The 14578-nt window shown below is 66.9% G+C and carries 15 protein-coding genes; 9 read left to right on the forward strand and 6 right to left on the reverse strand.

Features of this window, described 5'->3' with window-relative positions; genetic code table 11:
• Nucleotides 1-37 precede the first annotated feature (37 nt).
• The 5 genes from AC3IR9_RS04125 (at nt 38) to AC3IR9_RS04145 (ending at nt 5571) form a co-directional block, all read left to right on the forward strand.
• Nucleotides 38-529, forward strand: a complete 492-nt coding sequence (locus AC3IR9_RS04125; RefSeq protein WP_489294214.1) for a peptidylprolyl isomerase — start codon at nt 38-40, stop codon at nt 527-529.
• Between the two features lie 124 nt (nt 530-653).
• Entirely contained in the window at nt 654-1640 is a 987-nt protein-coding gene (locus AC3IR9_RS04130; RefSeq protein ID WP_489294215.1) for a malate dehydrogenase, read from the forward strand.
• A 221-nt stretch (nt 1641-1861) separates the two neighbouring features.
• Complete coding sequence (prpE, locus tag AC3IR9_RS04135; protein ID WP_489294216.1) at nt 1862-3739, forward strand: propionate--CoA ligase; 1878 nt, start codon at nt 1862-1864, stop codon at nt 3737-3739.
• Nucleotides 3740-3929: 190 nt separating this feature from the next.
• The gene (locus AC3IR9_RS04140) at nt 3930-4424 is read left to right on the forward strand and encodes a hypothetical protein (RefSeq protein ID WP_489294217.1); all 495 of its coding nucleotides are present in this window, start codon (nt 3930-3932) and stop codon (nt 4422-4424) included.
• 85 nt (nt 4425-4509) lie between these two features.
• Nucleotides 4510-5571, forward strand: coding sequence for a suppressor of fused domain protein (locus AC3IR9_RS04145; protein ID WP_489294218.1), 1062 nt, complete (start codon nt 4510-4512; stop codon nt 5569-5571).
• A 67-nt stretch (nt 5572-5638) separates the two neighbouring features.
• Here the strand turns inward: AC3IR9_RS04145 and AC3IR9_RS04150 are convergent, their stop codons facing one another.
• The 6 genes from AC3IR9_RS04150 to AC3IR9_RS04175 form a co-directional block, all read right to left on the reverse strand.
• Nucleotides 5639-6250: a glutathione S-transferase N-terminal domain-containing protein gene (locus tag AC3IR9_RS04150; protein ID WP_489294220.1), complete on the reverse strand. Its 612-nt coding sequence runs from the start codon at nt 6248-6250 to the stop codon at nt 5639-5641.
• An 89-nt stretch (nt 6251-6339) separates the two neighbouring features.
• Nucleotides 6340-6798, reverse strand: coding sequence for a cell wall hydrolase (locus AC3IR9_RS04155; RefSeq protein WP_346488737.1), 459 nt, complete (start codon nt 6796-6798; stop codon nt 6340-6342).
• A 290-nt stretch (nt 6799-7088) separates the two neighbouring features.
• A complete protein-coding gene (locus AC3IR9_RS04160) occupies nt 7089-9125 on the reverse strand; it encodes an FAD-dependent oxidoreductase (RefSeq protein ID WP_489294222.1) in 2037 nt (678 codons plus the stop codon).
• 259 nt (nt 9126-9384) lie between these two features.
• Nucleotides 9385-9996 (reverse strand): membrane protein YczE, encoded by a 612-nt coding sequence (gene yczE / locus AC3IR9_RS04165; protein ID WP_489294223.1) that lies wholly within the window; start codon nt 9994-9996, stop codon nt 9385-9387.
• A gap of 157 nt (nt 9997-10153) precedes the next feature.
• Complete coding sequence (locus AC3IR9_RS04170; RefSeq protein ID WP_489294224.1) at nt 10154-11197, reverse strand: zinc-binding alcohol dehydrogenase family protein; 1044 nt, start codon at nt 11195-11197, stop codon at nt 10154-10156.
• The gene (locus tag AC3IR9_RS04175) at nt 11194-11364 is read right to left on the reverse strand and encodes a hypothetical protein (RefSeq protein WP_489294226.1); all 171 of its coding nucleotides are present in this window, start codon (nt 11362-11364) and stop codon (nt 11194-11196) included. Before AC3IR9_RS04175 ends, AC3IR9_RS04170 begins: the two co-directional genes overlap by 4 nt.
• 203 nt (nt 11365-11567) lie before the next feature.
• On the opposite strand from AC3IR9_RS04175, the gene AC3IR9_RS04180 reads away from it, so the two are divergent.
• From AC3IR9_RS04180 to AC3IR9_RS04195, 4 genes are all read left to right on the forward strand, one after another.
• On the forward strand, nt 11568-12659 hold the full coding sequence (locus AC3IR9_RS04180) for an OmpA family protein (RefSeq protein WP_489294228.1): 1092 nt from the start codon (nt 11568-11570) through the stop codon (nt 12657-12659).
• Nucleotides 12660-12743: 84 nt separating this feature from the next.
• A complete protein-coding gene (locus AC3IR9_RS04185; RefSeq protein ID WP_489294229.1) occupies nt 12744-13088 on the forward strand; it encodes a hypothetical protein in 345 nt (114 codons plus the stop codon).
• Nucleotides 13089-13145: 57 nt separating this feature from the next.
• A complete protein-coding gene (locus tag AC3IR9_RS04190) occupies nt 13146-13655 on the forward strand; it encodes a hypothetical protein (RefSeq protein ID WP_489294231.1) in 510 nt (169 codons plus the stop codon).
• 20 nt (nt 13656-13675) lie between these two features.
• Nucleotides 13676-14509: a pseudouridine synthase gene (locus AC3IR9_RS04195; RefSeq protein ID WP_489294232.1), complete on the forward strand. Its 834-nt coding sequence runs from the start codon at nt 13676-13678 to the stop codon at nt 14507-14509.
• The last annotated feature ends 69 nt before the right edge of the window (nt 14510-14578 follow it).

Genomic DNA, 14578 nt, shown 5'->3' on the forward strand with positions numbered 1-14578 from the left:
GGGGCTAACGACAAACCCCCGTACCCCAAGGATTTGCATGTCCCTCATCGCCACTTTCGACACCACCCAGGGCCCGATCAAGGTCGAGCTGTTCGCCGACAAGGCCCCGCTGACGGTCGCCAGCTTCGTCAACCTGGTCAAGCATGGCTTCTATGACGGCCTGGTCTTCCACCGCGTGATCCCCGATTTCATGATCCAGGGCGGCTGCCCCAAGGGCCAGGGCACCGGCGGCCCGGGCTACAAGTTCGAAGATGAAAAGAACGGTGTGAAGCACCAGATCGGTTCGTTGTCGATGGCCAATGCCGGTCCGGCCACCAACGGCAGCCAGTTCTTCATCACCCACATCAAGACCGACTGGCTGGATGGCAAGCACACCGTGTTTGGTCAGGTGCTGGATGGCCAGGCCATCGTCGACTCGGTCAAGCAGGGCGACGTGATCCACTCGATCACCCTGGAAGGCGACACCGACGCCGTGCTGGCCGCCCAGGCCGACCGCGTCGCGGAGTGGAACAAGATCCTCGCCGCCTGATCCAAGCCGACGGTCCCCTGAAAAGGGGGCCGTTTCCATGTTGTGGCCGCCCCGCCAGGCCTGTCCCCGCCCGCGCGGCCTTTCCCCCACACCGCTATTTAGCTTCTTAGCAGAGGAAATCCCCATGAAAGCACCTGTTCGTGTTGCCGTGACCGGCGCCGCCGGCCAGATCGGCTACGCCCTGCTGTTCCGCATCGCCTCCGGCGAAATGCTGGGCAAGGACCAGCCGGTCATCCTGCAGCTGCTCGAGCTGCCGGTCGACAAGGCCCAGGCCGCCCTGCGCGGCGTGATGATGGAACTGGAAGACTGCGCGTTCCCGCTGCTGGCCGGCATGGTCGGCACCGATGACGCCGAAGTGGCCTTCAAGGATGCCGACGTCGCCCTGCTGGTCGGCGCGCGTCCGCGCGGCCCGGGCATGGAGCGCAAGGACCTGCTGCTGGAAAACGCCAAGATCTTCACCGCACAGGGTGCGGCGCTGAACAAGGTGGCCAGCCGCAACGTGAAGGTGCTGGTGGTCGGCAACCCGGCCAACACCAATGCCTACATCGCCATGAAGTCGGCGCCTGACCTGAACCCGCGCAACTTCACCGCCATGCTGCGCCTGGACCACAACCGCGCGCTGAGCCAGCTGTCCTCCAAGCTGGGCAAGCCGGTCGGCGCCCTGGAGAAGCTGGTGGTGTGGGGCAACCACAGCCCGACCATGTACCCGGATTACCGTTTCGCTACTGTCGATGGCGCGTCGGTGGGCGAGGCGATCAACGACCAGGAATGGAACGCCACCACCTTCATCCCGACCGTGGGCAAGCGCGGCGCGGCGATCATCGAAGCCCGTGGTTCGTCCTCGGCGGCTTCGGCGGCCAACGCCGCCATCGACCACGTACGCGACTGGCTGCTGGGCAGCAACGGCAAGTGGGTCACCATGGGCGTGCCGTCCGACGGTTCCTATGGCATTCCGGAAGGGGTGATCTTCGGCTTCGCGGTGACCACCGAAAACGGTGAGTACACCCTGGTCAAGGACCTGCCGGTGGACGACTTCAGCCAGAAGTACATCGACAAGACCCTGGCCGAGCTGGAAGAAGAGCGCGCTGGCGTGGCCCACCTGCTGGGTTGATCCCACGCGGGTGTGGTAGCGAAAACGCCGGGCATTGCCCGGCGTTTTTTGTTGCATTTGACGTTCCGAAGCGTCGACCGTTGGTCGGCTGGCCGCGCAGCGCGCGGCAATGATCGGCGCAGAGCAGCCGACCCACGGTCGGCTCTACGACCAAGGTCGGACGGCCCGGCCGCCGGCATCGGACTATGCTCGATCCCATGAGTCTGTCTGGGAGGGCTGTCATGGGTTACGAAGCAATGTACCGTCGTTCGGTCGATGAGCCCGAGGCATTCTGGGGCGAAGAAGCCCGACGGATCTACTGGCACAAGCCACCGCAACAGGTGCTCGATTACAGCAATCCGCCATTCCGGCGCTGGTATGTCGGCGGTGAAACCAACCTCTGCTACAACGCCGTGGACCGCCATCTGGCCGAGCGTCCAGACCAGCTTGCGTTGGTGGCGATCTCCACCGAAACCGGCCTCACCCGCGAAGTCACCTACCGTCAGCTGTACCGCGAAGTGAATGCGTTTGCCGCGGTCCTGCAGCGGCTGGACGTGCAGCGCGGTGACCGCGTGGTGATCTACATGCCGAACATGGCCGAAGCGGTGTTCGCGATGCTGGCCTGTGCGCGCATCGGTGCGATCCACTCGGTGGTGTTCGGCGGTTTTGCCGCACACAACCTGGCACTGCGCATCGACGATGCCGAACCCAAGCTGCTGATTGCCGCCGACGCCGGCAAGCGCGGCGGCAAGGTCATTCCGTACAAGGCGATGGTCGATGCGGCCTGCGCCGAAGCCACCTCGCCACCGCCGCATGTATTGATCGTCTCGCGCGGACTGGATCCGGCTGAACCCAGGGTGCCCGGCCGTGATGTCGACTACGCCACCCTGCGCGCTGAAGTGGGCGACCAGGACGTGCCGGTGGTGTGGCTGGAATCCAGTGAGCCCAGCTACCTGCTGTACACCTCCGGCACCACCGGCAAGCCCAAGGGCGTGCAGCGCGATGTGGGCGGGTACGCGGTGGCGATGGCGCAGTCGATGGAGACCGTGTTCGACTGCAAGCCCGGCCAGGTGATGTTTTCCACCTCGGACGTGGGCTGGGCGGTTGGCCATTCCTACAACGTGTACGGACCGCTGATCGGCGGCTGTACCTCGCTGCTCTACGAAGGCCTGCCGACCAATCCCGACCCGGGCATCTGGTGGGCGCTGTGCGAGCAGTACGGCGTGCGCACGCTGTTCTCTTCGCCCACCGCGATCCGCGTGCTGAAAAAGCACGATGCCGACTTCATCCGTCGCCACGATCTGGCGGCATTGAAGTACGTGTTCCTTGCCGGCGAGCCGCTCGACGAGCCTACCGCGCACTGGATCCACGATGCGCTCGGCAAGCCGATCATCGACAACTACTGGCAGACCGAAACCGGCTGGCCGGCGTTGACCCTGCTGCCGGGCGTGGACATGAAACCGGTGCGCTTCGGTTCGCCCGGCTTTCCCAATCTTGGTTACAGGATGAAGGTGATCGACGAGAACACCGGCGATGAGGTCGCGCCGGGGCAGAAGGGCGTACTGGTGATGGTCCCGCCGTTGCCGCCGGGCTGCATGAGCACGGTGTGGAAGGATGACGACCGCTTCATCCAGAGCTACTTCAGCCACTTCAAGGAGCTGCTGTACAGCTCCCTGGACTGGGCGATCCGCGATGAAGACGGCTACACCTTCATCCTCGGCCGCACCGACGATGTGATCAACGTCGCCGGGCATCGCCTGGGCACGCGCGAAATCGAAGAGTGCATCTCCGGCCACCCGCTGGTGGCCGAAGCGGCGGTGATCGGGGTCAAGGACGAGCTCAAGGGCCAGGTGCCGCTGGTGTTCGTCACCTTGCGCCAGGCGGTGGAGGGCGATGGCAGTGAGGTGATCGTCGAGATGATGCAGCGGGTGACGCAATCGCTGGGCGCGTTGGCCCGACCGGCGCACATCCACATCGTCAACGCATTGCCCAAGACGCGCTCGGGCAAGCTGCTGCGGCGCTCGCTGCAGGCGCTGGCCGAGGATCGCGATCCGGGCGATCTTTCGACCCTGGACGATCCGGCCGCCCTGGACGAGATCCGGCGCGCGCTGGGAACCTAAGCGGGCCAGGCCTGCGCGGTGTGCTGCACTGCACCGCTGCAGGCCGCGCCGGTGCGCTAAGCTCCGGCTGTCATCGGCCTGCAATAGGGCCTGCGCGCACAGGGGATGGTGTGCCGGGGCTGCACCGATGACCCGAGGGGTGCGCCCGCAGGGGCGTGCACGCAACCGCATCCAGCCAAGGGGGAAGCTGATGGCATTGCTGCATGCAAAGACGGCCGCTGGCCGTCAGGAAATGGAAGACCGCGCGCGACGGCTGCCGCCGGCGCTGCGCTCGATCCTGTTGATGGTCGATGGACAACGCGATGACGATGCGCTGACGGCATTGATTCCGGGCCTGCGTGCGCCGGACGATGCGGTGCAACAGCTCGCGCAGATGGGCCTGATCGAGGTCATCGGCGGGGTGGTCACGCCGCCTGCGGCCCGCGCGTTCACTGCCGGGCGCGAGCAGGATCCAGAGCTGTACAAGCGCCTGTACGACTGGATGAGTGAATCGGTGCGCAGGCACCTGGGGCTCAAGGGCTATTTCATGCAGCTCAAGATCGAACGCTGCGCCGATGCGGCGGCATTGGAAAAGCTGTGGCCGGACATGGCCATCGCGGTGGGCAAGGCAAAAAGCCCGGCGCTGGCGAGTCGATGGCTGAAGGACACCCACGATCTGCTGCAGTCCGAGCCTGCGTTCGAGTGAGCCCCGGCGCGCGCTGACGACCGCGGCGCTGGCCGATCAAAAGGCAGGGCGGTAACGTGTGCTGCTTTGATGCAGGAGCCGCGCCATGGGCCAAGGCCACCACGATGATTCCAGCACGCCCGGCTGGGACGCGCTCAATGCTGCCCTGGCGGCGCTGTATCCGGGCCAGGAGCCCCGACACTTCGGCACCGCGATGCCGTACACGCTGGGCGGGCAGGATCCGCTGGATGGCATCAGCGTGTACTGGAGCGATACGCCGCAGCCGCACTGGCACTACGTCACCTACGGCTTCTCGGAGTTGTATGCCAAGGAGAGCGAGGATGCGAAGGAAAGCGGGTACGGCTTCGAGCTGACCTTCCGCCTCGCCGCCGCGCCGGGAACGGGGCCGGAGGATGCCCCGCCAACCTGGCCGATGAGCCTGCTGCAGAACCTGGCCCGCTATGTGTTCAAGAGCGGCAACGGCTTCGAGCAGGGCCATCATCTGGATGCCAATGGCCCGATTGCCCTGGACACCGACACTGCGCTGCGCCACCTGGCCTTCGTGGACGACCCGCAGCTGCCCGCGCTGGACACCGCCAATGGCCGGGTGCGGATGCTGCAGGCGGTTGGCTTGACCGACGATGAGATGGCTGCGGTGAAGCGCTGGTCCACCGGCGAGGTGCTGGACGTGCTGGCCCCGGCGATGCCGCTGTGGATCACCGACCTGGCGCGCGGCTCGCTGCTGGCCGACCCGGCACGGGCGGCACAGGTGGAGGCCGGCAGCGTCCGGGACGGCTCCACGACCGGCATGCTGTTCGTGGAAACCCTGCGCTGGGAACCGCACGGGGAGGCGATCGAACTGGTGTTGGGGGCCGGCCAGGTGGACAGCATCGCTGCGTTGCTGCCGCTGCGCCTGGGCCATGGGCGCGCGCTGACCCTGATGGACCGCGAACGCGCGTGGCGTTTCGAGCCGGGCCAGGCCGACCGGATCGAGGTCGAGCCGGCGGCGGTGCGCTGCATTCTGGCGCCGGCCAGCCTGCGCGCGTTGATGGCGGTGTTGCGGCCCGAGCGTGGCCTGCACGCATTGCCGGGGGGCCGATTGCAGGTACGGATCGAGCCGACCCGGCTGCGCGATGCGCAGGGCGCGGTGGTACGCACCATCGGCTGAGGCCGCTGGCAAAAGAAAACGCCCGGCAGTGCCGGGCGCGTTCCTTATATATGCAGCCGTGCGGCGATCAGTGCAGGCCTTCGGCCTTCAGCGTCGCCTGCACGCCGGCATCGGCTTCCATGCGGGCCTTGTAGGCGGCCAGGTTGTCCAGGCCGCCCAGGTCGACCTTGGCGCCGGCCGCCCAGCGCAGGGTGATGTAGAAGTACGGGTCGGCGAAGCTGCGGAAGCCGGCCAGCCAGGAGCGACCGGCCAGCTGCTGGTCGGCGCGCTCGAACAGGCCGCGCAGGCGTGTGCGTGCGGCCGCGCGGACGGCGTCGTACTGGCTTTCATCGCCGATGAACTTGCCCGGCCCGAACAGCGGCGAAAACGCCGGGTGCAGGTCCGAGTTGACGAAGGACAGCCAGCGGGTCGCCTCGGCGCGCTGCTGGGCGCTGCCGTCGCCGGCCAGGCCTGCCTGCGGGTAGGTGTCGGCGATGTAGCCCATGATGGCCGCGTTCTGGGTCAGGATGAAATCGCCGTCGACCACCGCCGGCACCGAGCCGGCCGGGTTGATCGCCAGGTAGGCCGGCGCCTTCAGGGTGTCCTTGTCGAGCAGTTCCACGTCGAACGGCTGGCCGGTCCACTGCAGGGCGATGTGGTCGGCGGTGGAGCAGGCACCGGGCTTGCTGTACAGCTTCATGGGAACTCCGTTGGCGATCGATGGAAGGTGAGCCGCCCACTATCCCAGAGCGGGCCCCGCATCCTCAACGGTATTGCCGTAACAGATCGTTACGATGCGCGCGGCTTGAGTTTCTGCACGCGATAGAACGTGTGGTCGCCGATCGTGGCCACCTGGTAGGCGTTGCGCCAGCTCGGGTTGGCGATGGCCAGCGCAGCGAAGTGGCTGGCCCCGGGCACGATTTCCTTGCGCTCACCGGCCGGCAGGGCCCAGTTGCGCTCGGCGTCGAAGGCCACGGTCATCGCTTCCTGCCAGGCATCGGCGTTGCCCAGCTGGGTACCGGGGGCGACGATGGTCGGGGCGAACTGCTTGCGCGCGGTCACCACCTTGCACATCGAATCGCCCCACAGCCCACTGTCCAGGCGGCGCAGGGCCACCTCGGCGACGGCTTGTTGGCCGCGCAGGGTCTGGTCACGCGCTTCGAGGTAGACGGTCGTGCTCAGGCACAACGAATCGGCGGCCGGCTGCGGCAACAACTGCGACAGCCAGAGAATCCAGGCCAGTTTCATGAAACTCCTTGCTCCGTGTGGGCCGCACCTGGCGGTCCTTCCGATCATTCGGAGGGGGCGAGGGGTCGACTTGGCGTCATGGGGAGGCGGCCATCGGGGCCGCCCGTTGTCGGCCCCAAACAAGACGTGGGGGCCGCGCGCTCACTCGAACTGGGTGGTGAGCGGGAAAGTTGGCGCACGATAGGGGGCCATTTCCCAATGCATCCTGAACCTGAAAGCTTGACATTCAGGTTCAGGGCAGGCGGCGGAACCGGATTCCGCTCCCCTGTTCAGCGTTGAATCGGCCTCGATCAGAGACCGGCGGCGAGCTTGCTGCCCTGGCCGATCGCGCGCTTGGCATCCAGTTCGGCGGCCACGTCCGCGCCGCCGATCAGGTGTGCGGTGACCCCGGCTGCCAGCAGCGCGGCATACAGGTCGCGGCGCGGTTCCTGGCCGGCGCAGACCACCACGTGGTCGACCGGCAGGGTCTGTTCCTGGCCGTCGATGCCGATGCGCAGGCCGCTGTCATCCAGGCCCAGGTACGCCACGCCGCCGAGCATCTTCACGCCCTTGGCCTTGAGCGTGGCGCGGTGGATCCAGCCGGTGGTCTTGCCCAGTCGCGCGCCGGGTTTGCCGGGGCTGCGCTGCAACAGCCAGACTTGGCGCGCGGGCGCTTCCGGCACTGCCCTGGCCAGCGCACCGCGTGCTTCAAAGCTCGGGTCCACGCCCCATTCGGCCATCCATCGCGCCGGGTCCAGCGCCGAGGAGGGACCGCCGGCATGGACCAGGAACTCTCCCACGTCGAAACCGATGCCGCCGGCACCGATGATCGCTACCTGCGCACCGACCTGGACGCGGCCCTGCAGCACATCCAGGTAGGAGACCACCTTGGGATGATCGGCACCGGGGAACTCGACCCGGCGCGGGGTGATGCCGGTGGCGACCACCACCTCGTCGAAACCGGCCAGCGCGGCCACGTCGGCAACGGTGTCCAGCTTCACCTCGACGCCGGTTTCCTGCAGTTTGTGGCGGAAGTAGCGCAGGGTTTCGTGGAATTCCTCCTTGCCCGGGATGCGCTTGGCCACGTTGAACTGGCCACCGATCTCGCTGCCGGCGTCGAACAGGGTGACCCGGTGGCCCCGCTCGGCCGCGACCGTGGCACAGGCCAGTCCGGCCGGACCGGCACCCACCACCGCCACGCGTTTGGCGGTGCTCACCGGGCGGTAGACCAGTTCGGTTTCGTGCACCGCGCGCGGGTTGACCAGGCAGCTGGCGGTCTTGTTCTCGAACACATGGTCCAGGCAGGCCTGGTTGCAGGCGATGCAGGTGTTGATCGCTTCGGCGCGGCCGGCGCGGGCCTTGTTGGCCCATTCGGGATCTGCCAGCAAGGGCCGCGCCAGCGACACCATGTCCGCGCCGCCATCGGCCAGGATGCGCTCGGCGACGTTGGGCATGTTGATGCGGTTGGTGGCGATCACCGGCACCTGCACATGCGGCTTGAGCTTGGCGGTGACCCCGGCGAAGGCCGCGCGCGGCACCGAGGTGGCGATGGTCGGGATGCGTGCCTCGTGCCAGCCGATGCCGGTGTTGATCAGCGTCGCGCCCGCCGCTTCGATCGCCTTGGCCTGGGCCACGATCTCCTCCCAGTTGCTGCCGTCTTCGACCAGGTCCACCAGCGACAGCCGGTAGATGATGATGAAGTCCGGCCCGCAGGCTTCGCGGATGCGGCGCACGATTTCCACCGCAAAGCGCATGCGCTGGTTGGCGTCACCGCCCCAGCGGTCGGTGCGCTTGTTGCTGCGCGGGGCGATGAACTCGTTGATCAGATAGCCTTCCGAGCCCATCACCTCGACACCGTCGTAGCCGGCCTCGCGGGCCAGCCGCGCGCTGCGTGCGTAGTCGGCGATGTGGCGTTCCACGCCGCGTGTGGACAGCGCGCGCGGGGTGAACGGATTGATCGGTGCCTTCAGTTTCGACGGTGCCACCGACAAGGGGTGGTAGGCGTAGCGCCCGGCGTGCAGCAGCTGCAGGCAGATCTTGCCGCCGTTGTCGTGTACGGCCGCGGTGAGCAGCCGGTGCGGGCGGACTTCCCACGGCCAGGACAGCTTGCCGCCAAACGGCTTGAGCCAGCCAACCACATTCGGCGCGAAGCCGCCGGTGACGATCAACCCGACCCCGCCGGCGGCGCGCTCGGCGAAATAGGCGGCCAGCCGCGGGAAGTCGCGCGCGCGGTCCTCCAGGCCGGTGTGCATGGAGCCCATCAGGATGCGGTTGCGCAGCTGGGTGAAGCCCAGGTCCAGCGGAGCGAACAGATGGGGGTAGGCGATGGATTCGGCGGCTGGCGACATGTCGATACGCTTGCGTACGGAAGCGCGCAGGGTGCCGCGAATAGCCCTTGCGCGCAAGGGCCTTTCACGGCACGCCTGCACGCTTCGCTCCAAGGTTCGCTGCGCGAACCTTGGACCCTGGGGCATGCTTCCTCTACCCCCGCCTGTCGGCGCGCCCCTTCAACAGAAGGGGCTTTCCACCAGACCGATTGTGGGGCAGCCGGGTAGGTGTCGACCGTTGGTCGGCACGGCTGGCGGCGCGGCGCGTGATCGCCCGGGGCTACGGCGTGGCGGCGGCGGGGGCTGCCTTTCTGATCCCGAACAGCGGCAGCGTGTACCCGCACAGCGGCCCGATCAGCAGGGCGAAGGCCAGGGTACCCACGCCGACGTTGCCGCCCAGCTGCCAACCGATCACCAGCACGGTGCCTTCGATCAGGCTGCGCACGATCCAGATCGGCCAGCCGGTGCGGGCGTGCAGGCCGGTCATCAGGCCGTCGCGGGGGCCCGGACCAAAGCGCGCGCCGATGTACAGGCCGGTGGCCAGCGCCACCAGCAGCAGCCCGCACAGGAACATCGGCACCTGCAGGGCGAGGCCGTGAACTTCCGGCAGCACCCACAGCCCGAACTGCGCGCTCGGGCCGATCAGCAGCACGTTGAGCACGGTGCCCAGCCCGGGTTTCTGCCGGATCGGCCACCACAGCAACAGCACCAGCGCACCGATCACGTTGGTGGCCAGCCCGAACGACAACGGCGTCTGCAGTGCGATGCCTTGAGACAGCACATCCCATGGCGCCACGCCGATCGCGGCACGGATCATCACCGCCGCACCGAAGCCGTACAGAAACAGGCCAAGCAACAGTTGAATCAGACGCAGGGGCAGGGACGTGGGCATGCTGGCATCACCGGGAGGGGCCTTGAATGTAGGCCGCGCGCGATCGCGCCGACAGATACAGATGGAGGCCAATGCGCGCCGACACGGTGTCCGGCCCGCCGGGCGGCAGCGGCCTGCGCCGGCCGCCGCCCGGGGCGCAGCACCGCTGCAGCGCTGATCAGCGTGCCGCGTCCGCCTCGTCCCACCCTGACAGCACCAGTTTGCCGATCACCCCACCGCCTTCCACCTGGCGATGCGCCTGGCGCAGGTTGGCTGCGTTGATCGTGCCCAGGTGGGTGTGCGCGGTGCTGCGCAGCTCGCCGGCATCGACCAGGCTGGCGGCCCGGCTGAGGATGCGGTGCTGCTCGATCATGTCCGCGGTGCGGAACTTCGCCCGCGCGAACATGAATTCCCAGTGGATGCCGATGCACTTGGCTTTGTAGGGATCGCCCAGGCGCAGCGCCGCGCGCGGTTCCACGATCAGCCCGACATGTCCCTGCGGTGCGAGCAGGTCGCCCAGCACCTCCCAGTACTGGTCGGTATCGGCCAGGTTCACGGCGGCGTGCACCTGCGCGATGCCCAGCGCCTGCAGCTGCGCCGGCAACGGCTGGCGATGGTCGATGACGTGGTCGGCGCCCAGCTGCCGGCACCACTGCGCCGACGATTCCCGCGAGGCGGTGGCCACGACGGTGAAGCCGGCGTGCCGGGCCAACTGGATCGCCATCGAGCCGACGCCACCGGCGCCACCGATGACCAACAGCACCTGGCCGGCATGGCGGCGGCCATCAAAGTGCAGGGGCATGCGCTGGAACAGCAGTTCCCACGCCGTCAGCGTGGTCAGCGGCAACGCCGCCGCCTCGGCAAACTCCAGCGTGGCCGGCTTGCGCCCGACCAGGCGCTCATCCACCCACTGCCATTGCGCGTTGCAGCCCGAACGAGTGACGTCCCCGGCGTAGTACACCTCGTCGCCGGGCACGAACGCGGTGACCTCCGGCCCGACCGCGTCGACGGTGCCGGCGGCGTCATAACCCAGGATGCGCGGCGCGTCTTCGTGCTGGGCCCGGGGCGCGCGCAGTTTGGTATCCACCGGGTTGACGGAAACAGCCTGTATCCGCACCAGCAGGTCAGACCCCTGCGGCGGGCCAGGCGGCGGCAGGGTCAGGTCGAGCAGCGAAGCCTCGTCGTCGATCGGCAGGTAATGATGCAATCCCACGGCTTTCATGACGTCTCCAGTTCAGGATTCGCCTTCATCATACGACTGTCGACAAACCTGTTTATGCGCTGAATCAATGCACGCCAGGTTGCCGGGCTGGAATGACGCAATTCACCGCAAAATAGGCGGGAAAAGCGCGAGAAGCCTTGCCATTGCTCGGCCTTGCGGAATTTCATCAACCTGTATAGGGTGCCACCAGCTGGACCGGGTAGAGGTCTGGCAGTCGTCTTCACATGTTACGGGACTGTTAACATCACCTTCACTCGCCTGAGCATAATGTTCGCGGCGGTGGCGTGCTGAATCGGCAGTCGGAAAAACGACGCAGGTGCTGGCCCATGCCTCTACCGGTTTCATACCCCCGAAATAGGAGCTGTACTCAATGAACAAGAAGATCCTTACTGCCGCGCTGCTGGGCGGCCTGGCTTTCGCCCAGGCTGCATCGGCGCAGGATTTCGACGACCGCTGGTACCTGACCGGTTCGGCCGGCTTCAACTTCCAGGATAGCGACCGTCTGACCAACGACGCTCCGTTCGTTACCCTGGGCCTCGGTAAGTTCATCAGCCCCAACTGGTCGCTGGACGGTGAACTGAACTATCAGAACCCGAACTTCGACGCGAACCAGGACCTGAACTGGAGCCAGTACGGCGTGTCTGTCGACATGCGTCGCCATTTCATCTCCGAAGGCCGTGGCTGGAACCCGTACCTGCTGATGGGTCTGGGCTACCAGAAGTCGGAAGAAGAGTACGCAGCGAACAACCTGAATGGTCCGCGTGAGCGCAAGGACGGCAACTTTGCCGCCAAGCTCGGCGTCGGCCTGCAGACCACCTTCGAAAAGCGCGTTGCTGTCCGCGCCGAAGTGGCCTACCGCGCTGACTTCGATGACCAGAGCATCTCGGCTCCGGACGAAAGCTGGTTCGGCGACGTGCTGGCTTCGGTCGGCGTCGTGATCCCGCTGGGCCCGGCCCCGACCGCTGCTGTGGTTGCCCCGGCTCCGGTGGCTCCGAGCTGCGCAGACCTGGATGACGACGGTGACGGCGTCAACAACTGCGACGACAAGTGCCCGGATTCGCAGCCGGGTCAGACCATCGGTCCGGACGGTTGCCCGGTTCCGGTCTCCATCGATCTGAAGGGCGTCAACTTCGACTTCGACAAGTCGACCCTGCGTCCGGACGCCGTGGCGATCCTGAGCGAAGCCACCGAGATCCTGAAGCGTTACCCGGATCTGCGTGTTGAAGTTGCCGGTCACACCGACTCGAAGGGTACCGACGCTTACAACCAGAAGCTGTCGGAGCGTCGCGCTACCGCTGTGTATGACTACATGACCAAGAACGGCGTGTCCGCTTCGCGTCTGGTGGGTCCGATCGGCTACGGCGAGAGCCGTCCGATTGCGCCGAACACCAACTCGGATGGCTCGGACAACCCGGAAGGCCGTGCGAAGAACCGTCGTACCGAGCTGAACGTCCAGAACTAATCCTTCTGGTAGTACAGCCTCAGAAGAGGGCCCGGCATTGCCGGGCCCTTTTTTTGCTTCTTCACCCGAGGTAGGTCACCACCGTTGGTGGTGACGCCCGTTGGCGGTGACGCTGATCGCGGCATCGTGCGGCATCGTGCGGCATCGTTCGGCATCGTTCGGCATGGTGCGCGCGTCCGGGGCCCCTTGGCGGCCGGCAGGCCCTTGTGCAAATGTCCCCCGGCCGATGCCTGCGGCGACGGCCTCCTCCTTTATTTTGCCAAGGACCTGCCGGCCGCCAACGGGCTCGGCTTGCGGTGGGCGAAGAGCGGCATCCACGCATGGTGGGGGGCACAGGCAGCCGTTGATCCGCGCCTTACGCGCTTGATCGCCCAGAAAATCAACAATAAATCCAACAAGTTGCCGTATTCATTGAATGTGGGATCTTGAAAGCCGTTGTGGCGCTGTTAAACTCGGCGCGTCGCCCCTTTTCCCTGGATGCATTCCATGCTGCGTATCGCACTGGCCGCCGCGCTTGGCCTGGCCCTGGTTCACACCGCTCACGCAGCCGTGGATTGCTCGGCCAACGCCACCAGCGCGTCGCCGCTGGCGCTGCCGGCAACGGCGATCGCTCCGGTGGCCGAAGAGCTGTACATCCGCAACGTCCAGCTGGGCATGCCGGCCGGCGTGCTGACCTCCAATTACGACCAGCGCCAGTCGCTGGACAGCGTGCTGCAGCGCCTGCGCATCGACGGGTGCCAGAACATCGCCAAGGCAATGCCCGGCGCGCCGGCGATCAAGCCCAATGATCCGGCCGCGTACAAGCCGCAGACCGAGTTTGACAACACGCCGTGGCGCTTTGACATGAGCCAGAACGGCAAGCGCATGACCGCCGAGGAATTCGACGCCTGGATGAAGGCGCGCGGCGTGCGCGTGGTCAAGGCGCGCCCCGTACCCGCTGCGGCCGTCCCTGCCGCTGAAGCACCGGCAGATACCAAGCCGGGCGAGAAGAAGTAAGCCGCCCCGCGCGGAGCACGATGAGCACACGCCGGCCCCCTGCCGCGCCTGCCTCACGACCACGCCGCCCCGAGCGGCGTGCGTCACCGGCAACCCTGCCGTACAGCGACGGCGCAGCGCGCCATGGGTTGGCACGGGTGCTGTCCAAGGCCGGGCTGTGCTCGCGTACCGAAGCGGCGCGCTGGATTGCCGCCGGACGGGTCACGGTCGATGGCCGGGTCATCAACAACCCTGAATTCCCGATCGTCGATGGGCGCCACCACGTACGCGTCGACGGCCAGCCGCTGGGCGCGCCACGGCGCATCCACCTGATGCTCAACAAACCGCGCGGGCTGGTCACCACCGCGCAGGATGAGCAAGGGCGCGACACCGTCTACCGCTGCCTGGATGGCAGTGGCCTGCCGTGGCTCGCACCGGTTGGACGGCTCGACAAGGCCAGCGAAGGCCTGTTGTTGTTCAGCAACGATCCGCAGTGGGCGGCGCGGCTGACCGACCCCACCAGCGGCCCGGACAAGACCTACCACGTACAGATCGACGTCATCCCCGATGCCGCGCAGCTGCAGGCGTTGTGCATCGGCGTGGACAATGACGGCGAGCACCTGCGTGCGCGCCGCGCCACGTTGCTGCGCAGCGGTGACAAGACCGCCTGGCTGGAAGTGGTGCTGGAAGAAGGGCGCAACCGCCACATCCGGCGCCTGCTGGCCGCCTTGGACATCAACGTGCTGCGGCTGGTGCGCGTGGCCATCGGGCAGTTGCCGATGGGCACGCTGGGCAAGGGAGCCTGGCGTGAACTGGGCCCGCACGACCTGGAACTGCTGTACGCCGCGGCCGATGGCGCCGTGGCATCGCCGTGAATCCAAGGCCTGCCCGCGTGCGGCAGGCATACCGAACCAGGCAATGGATGGCCTCTCACCCGACGATCC

This window comes from Stenotrophomonas sp. GL_101, assembly GCF_057835675.1.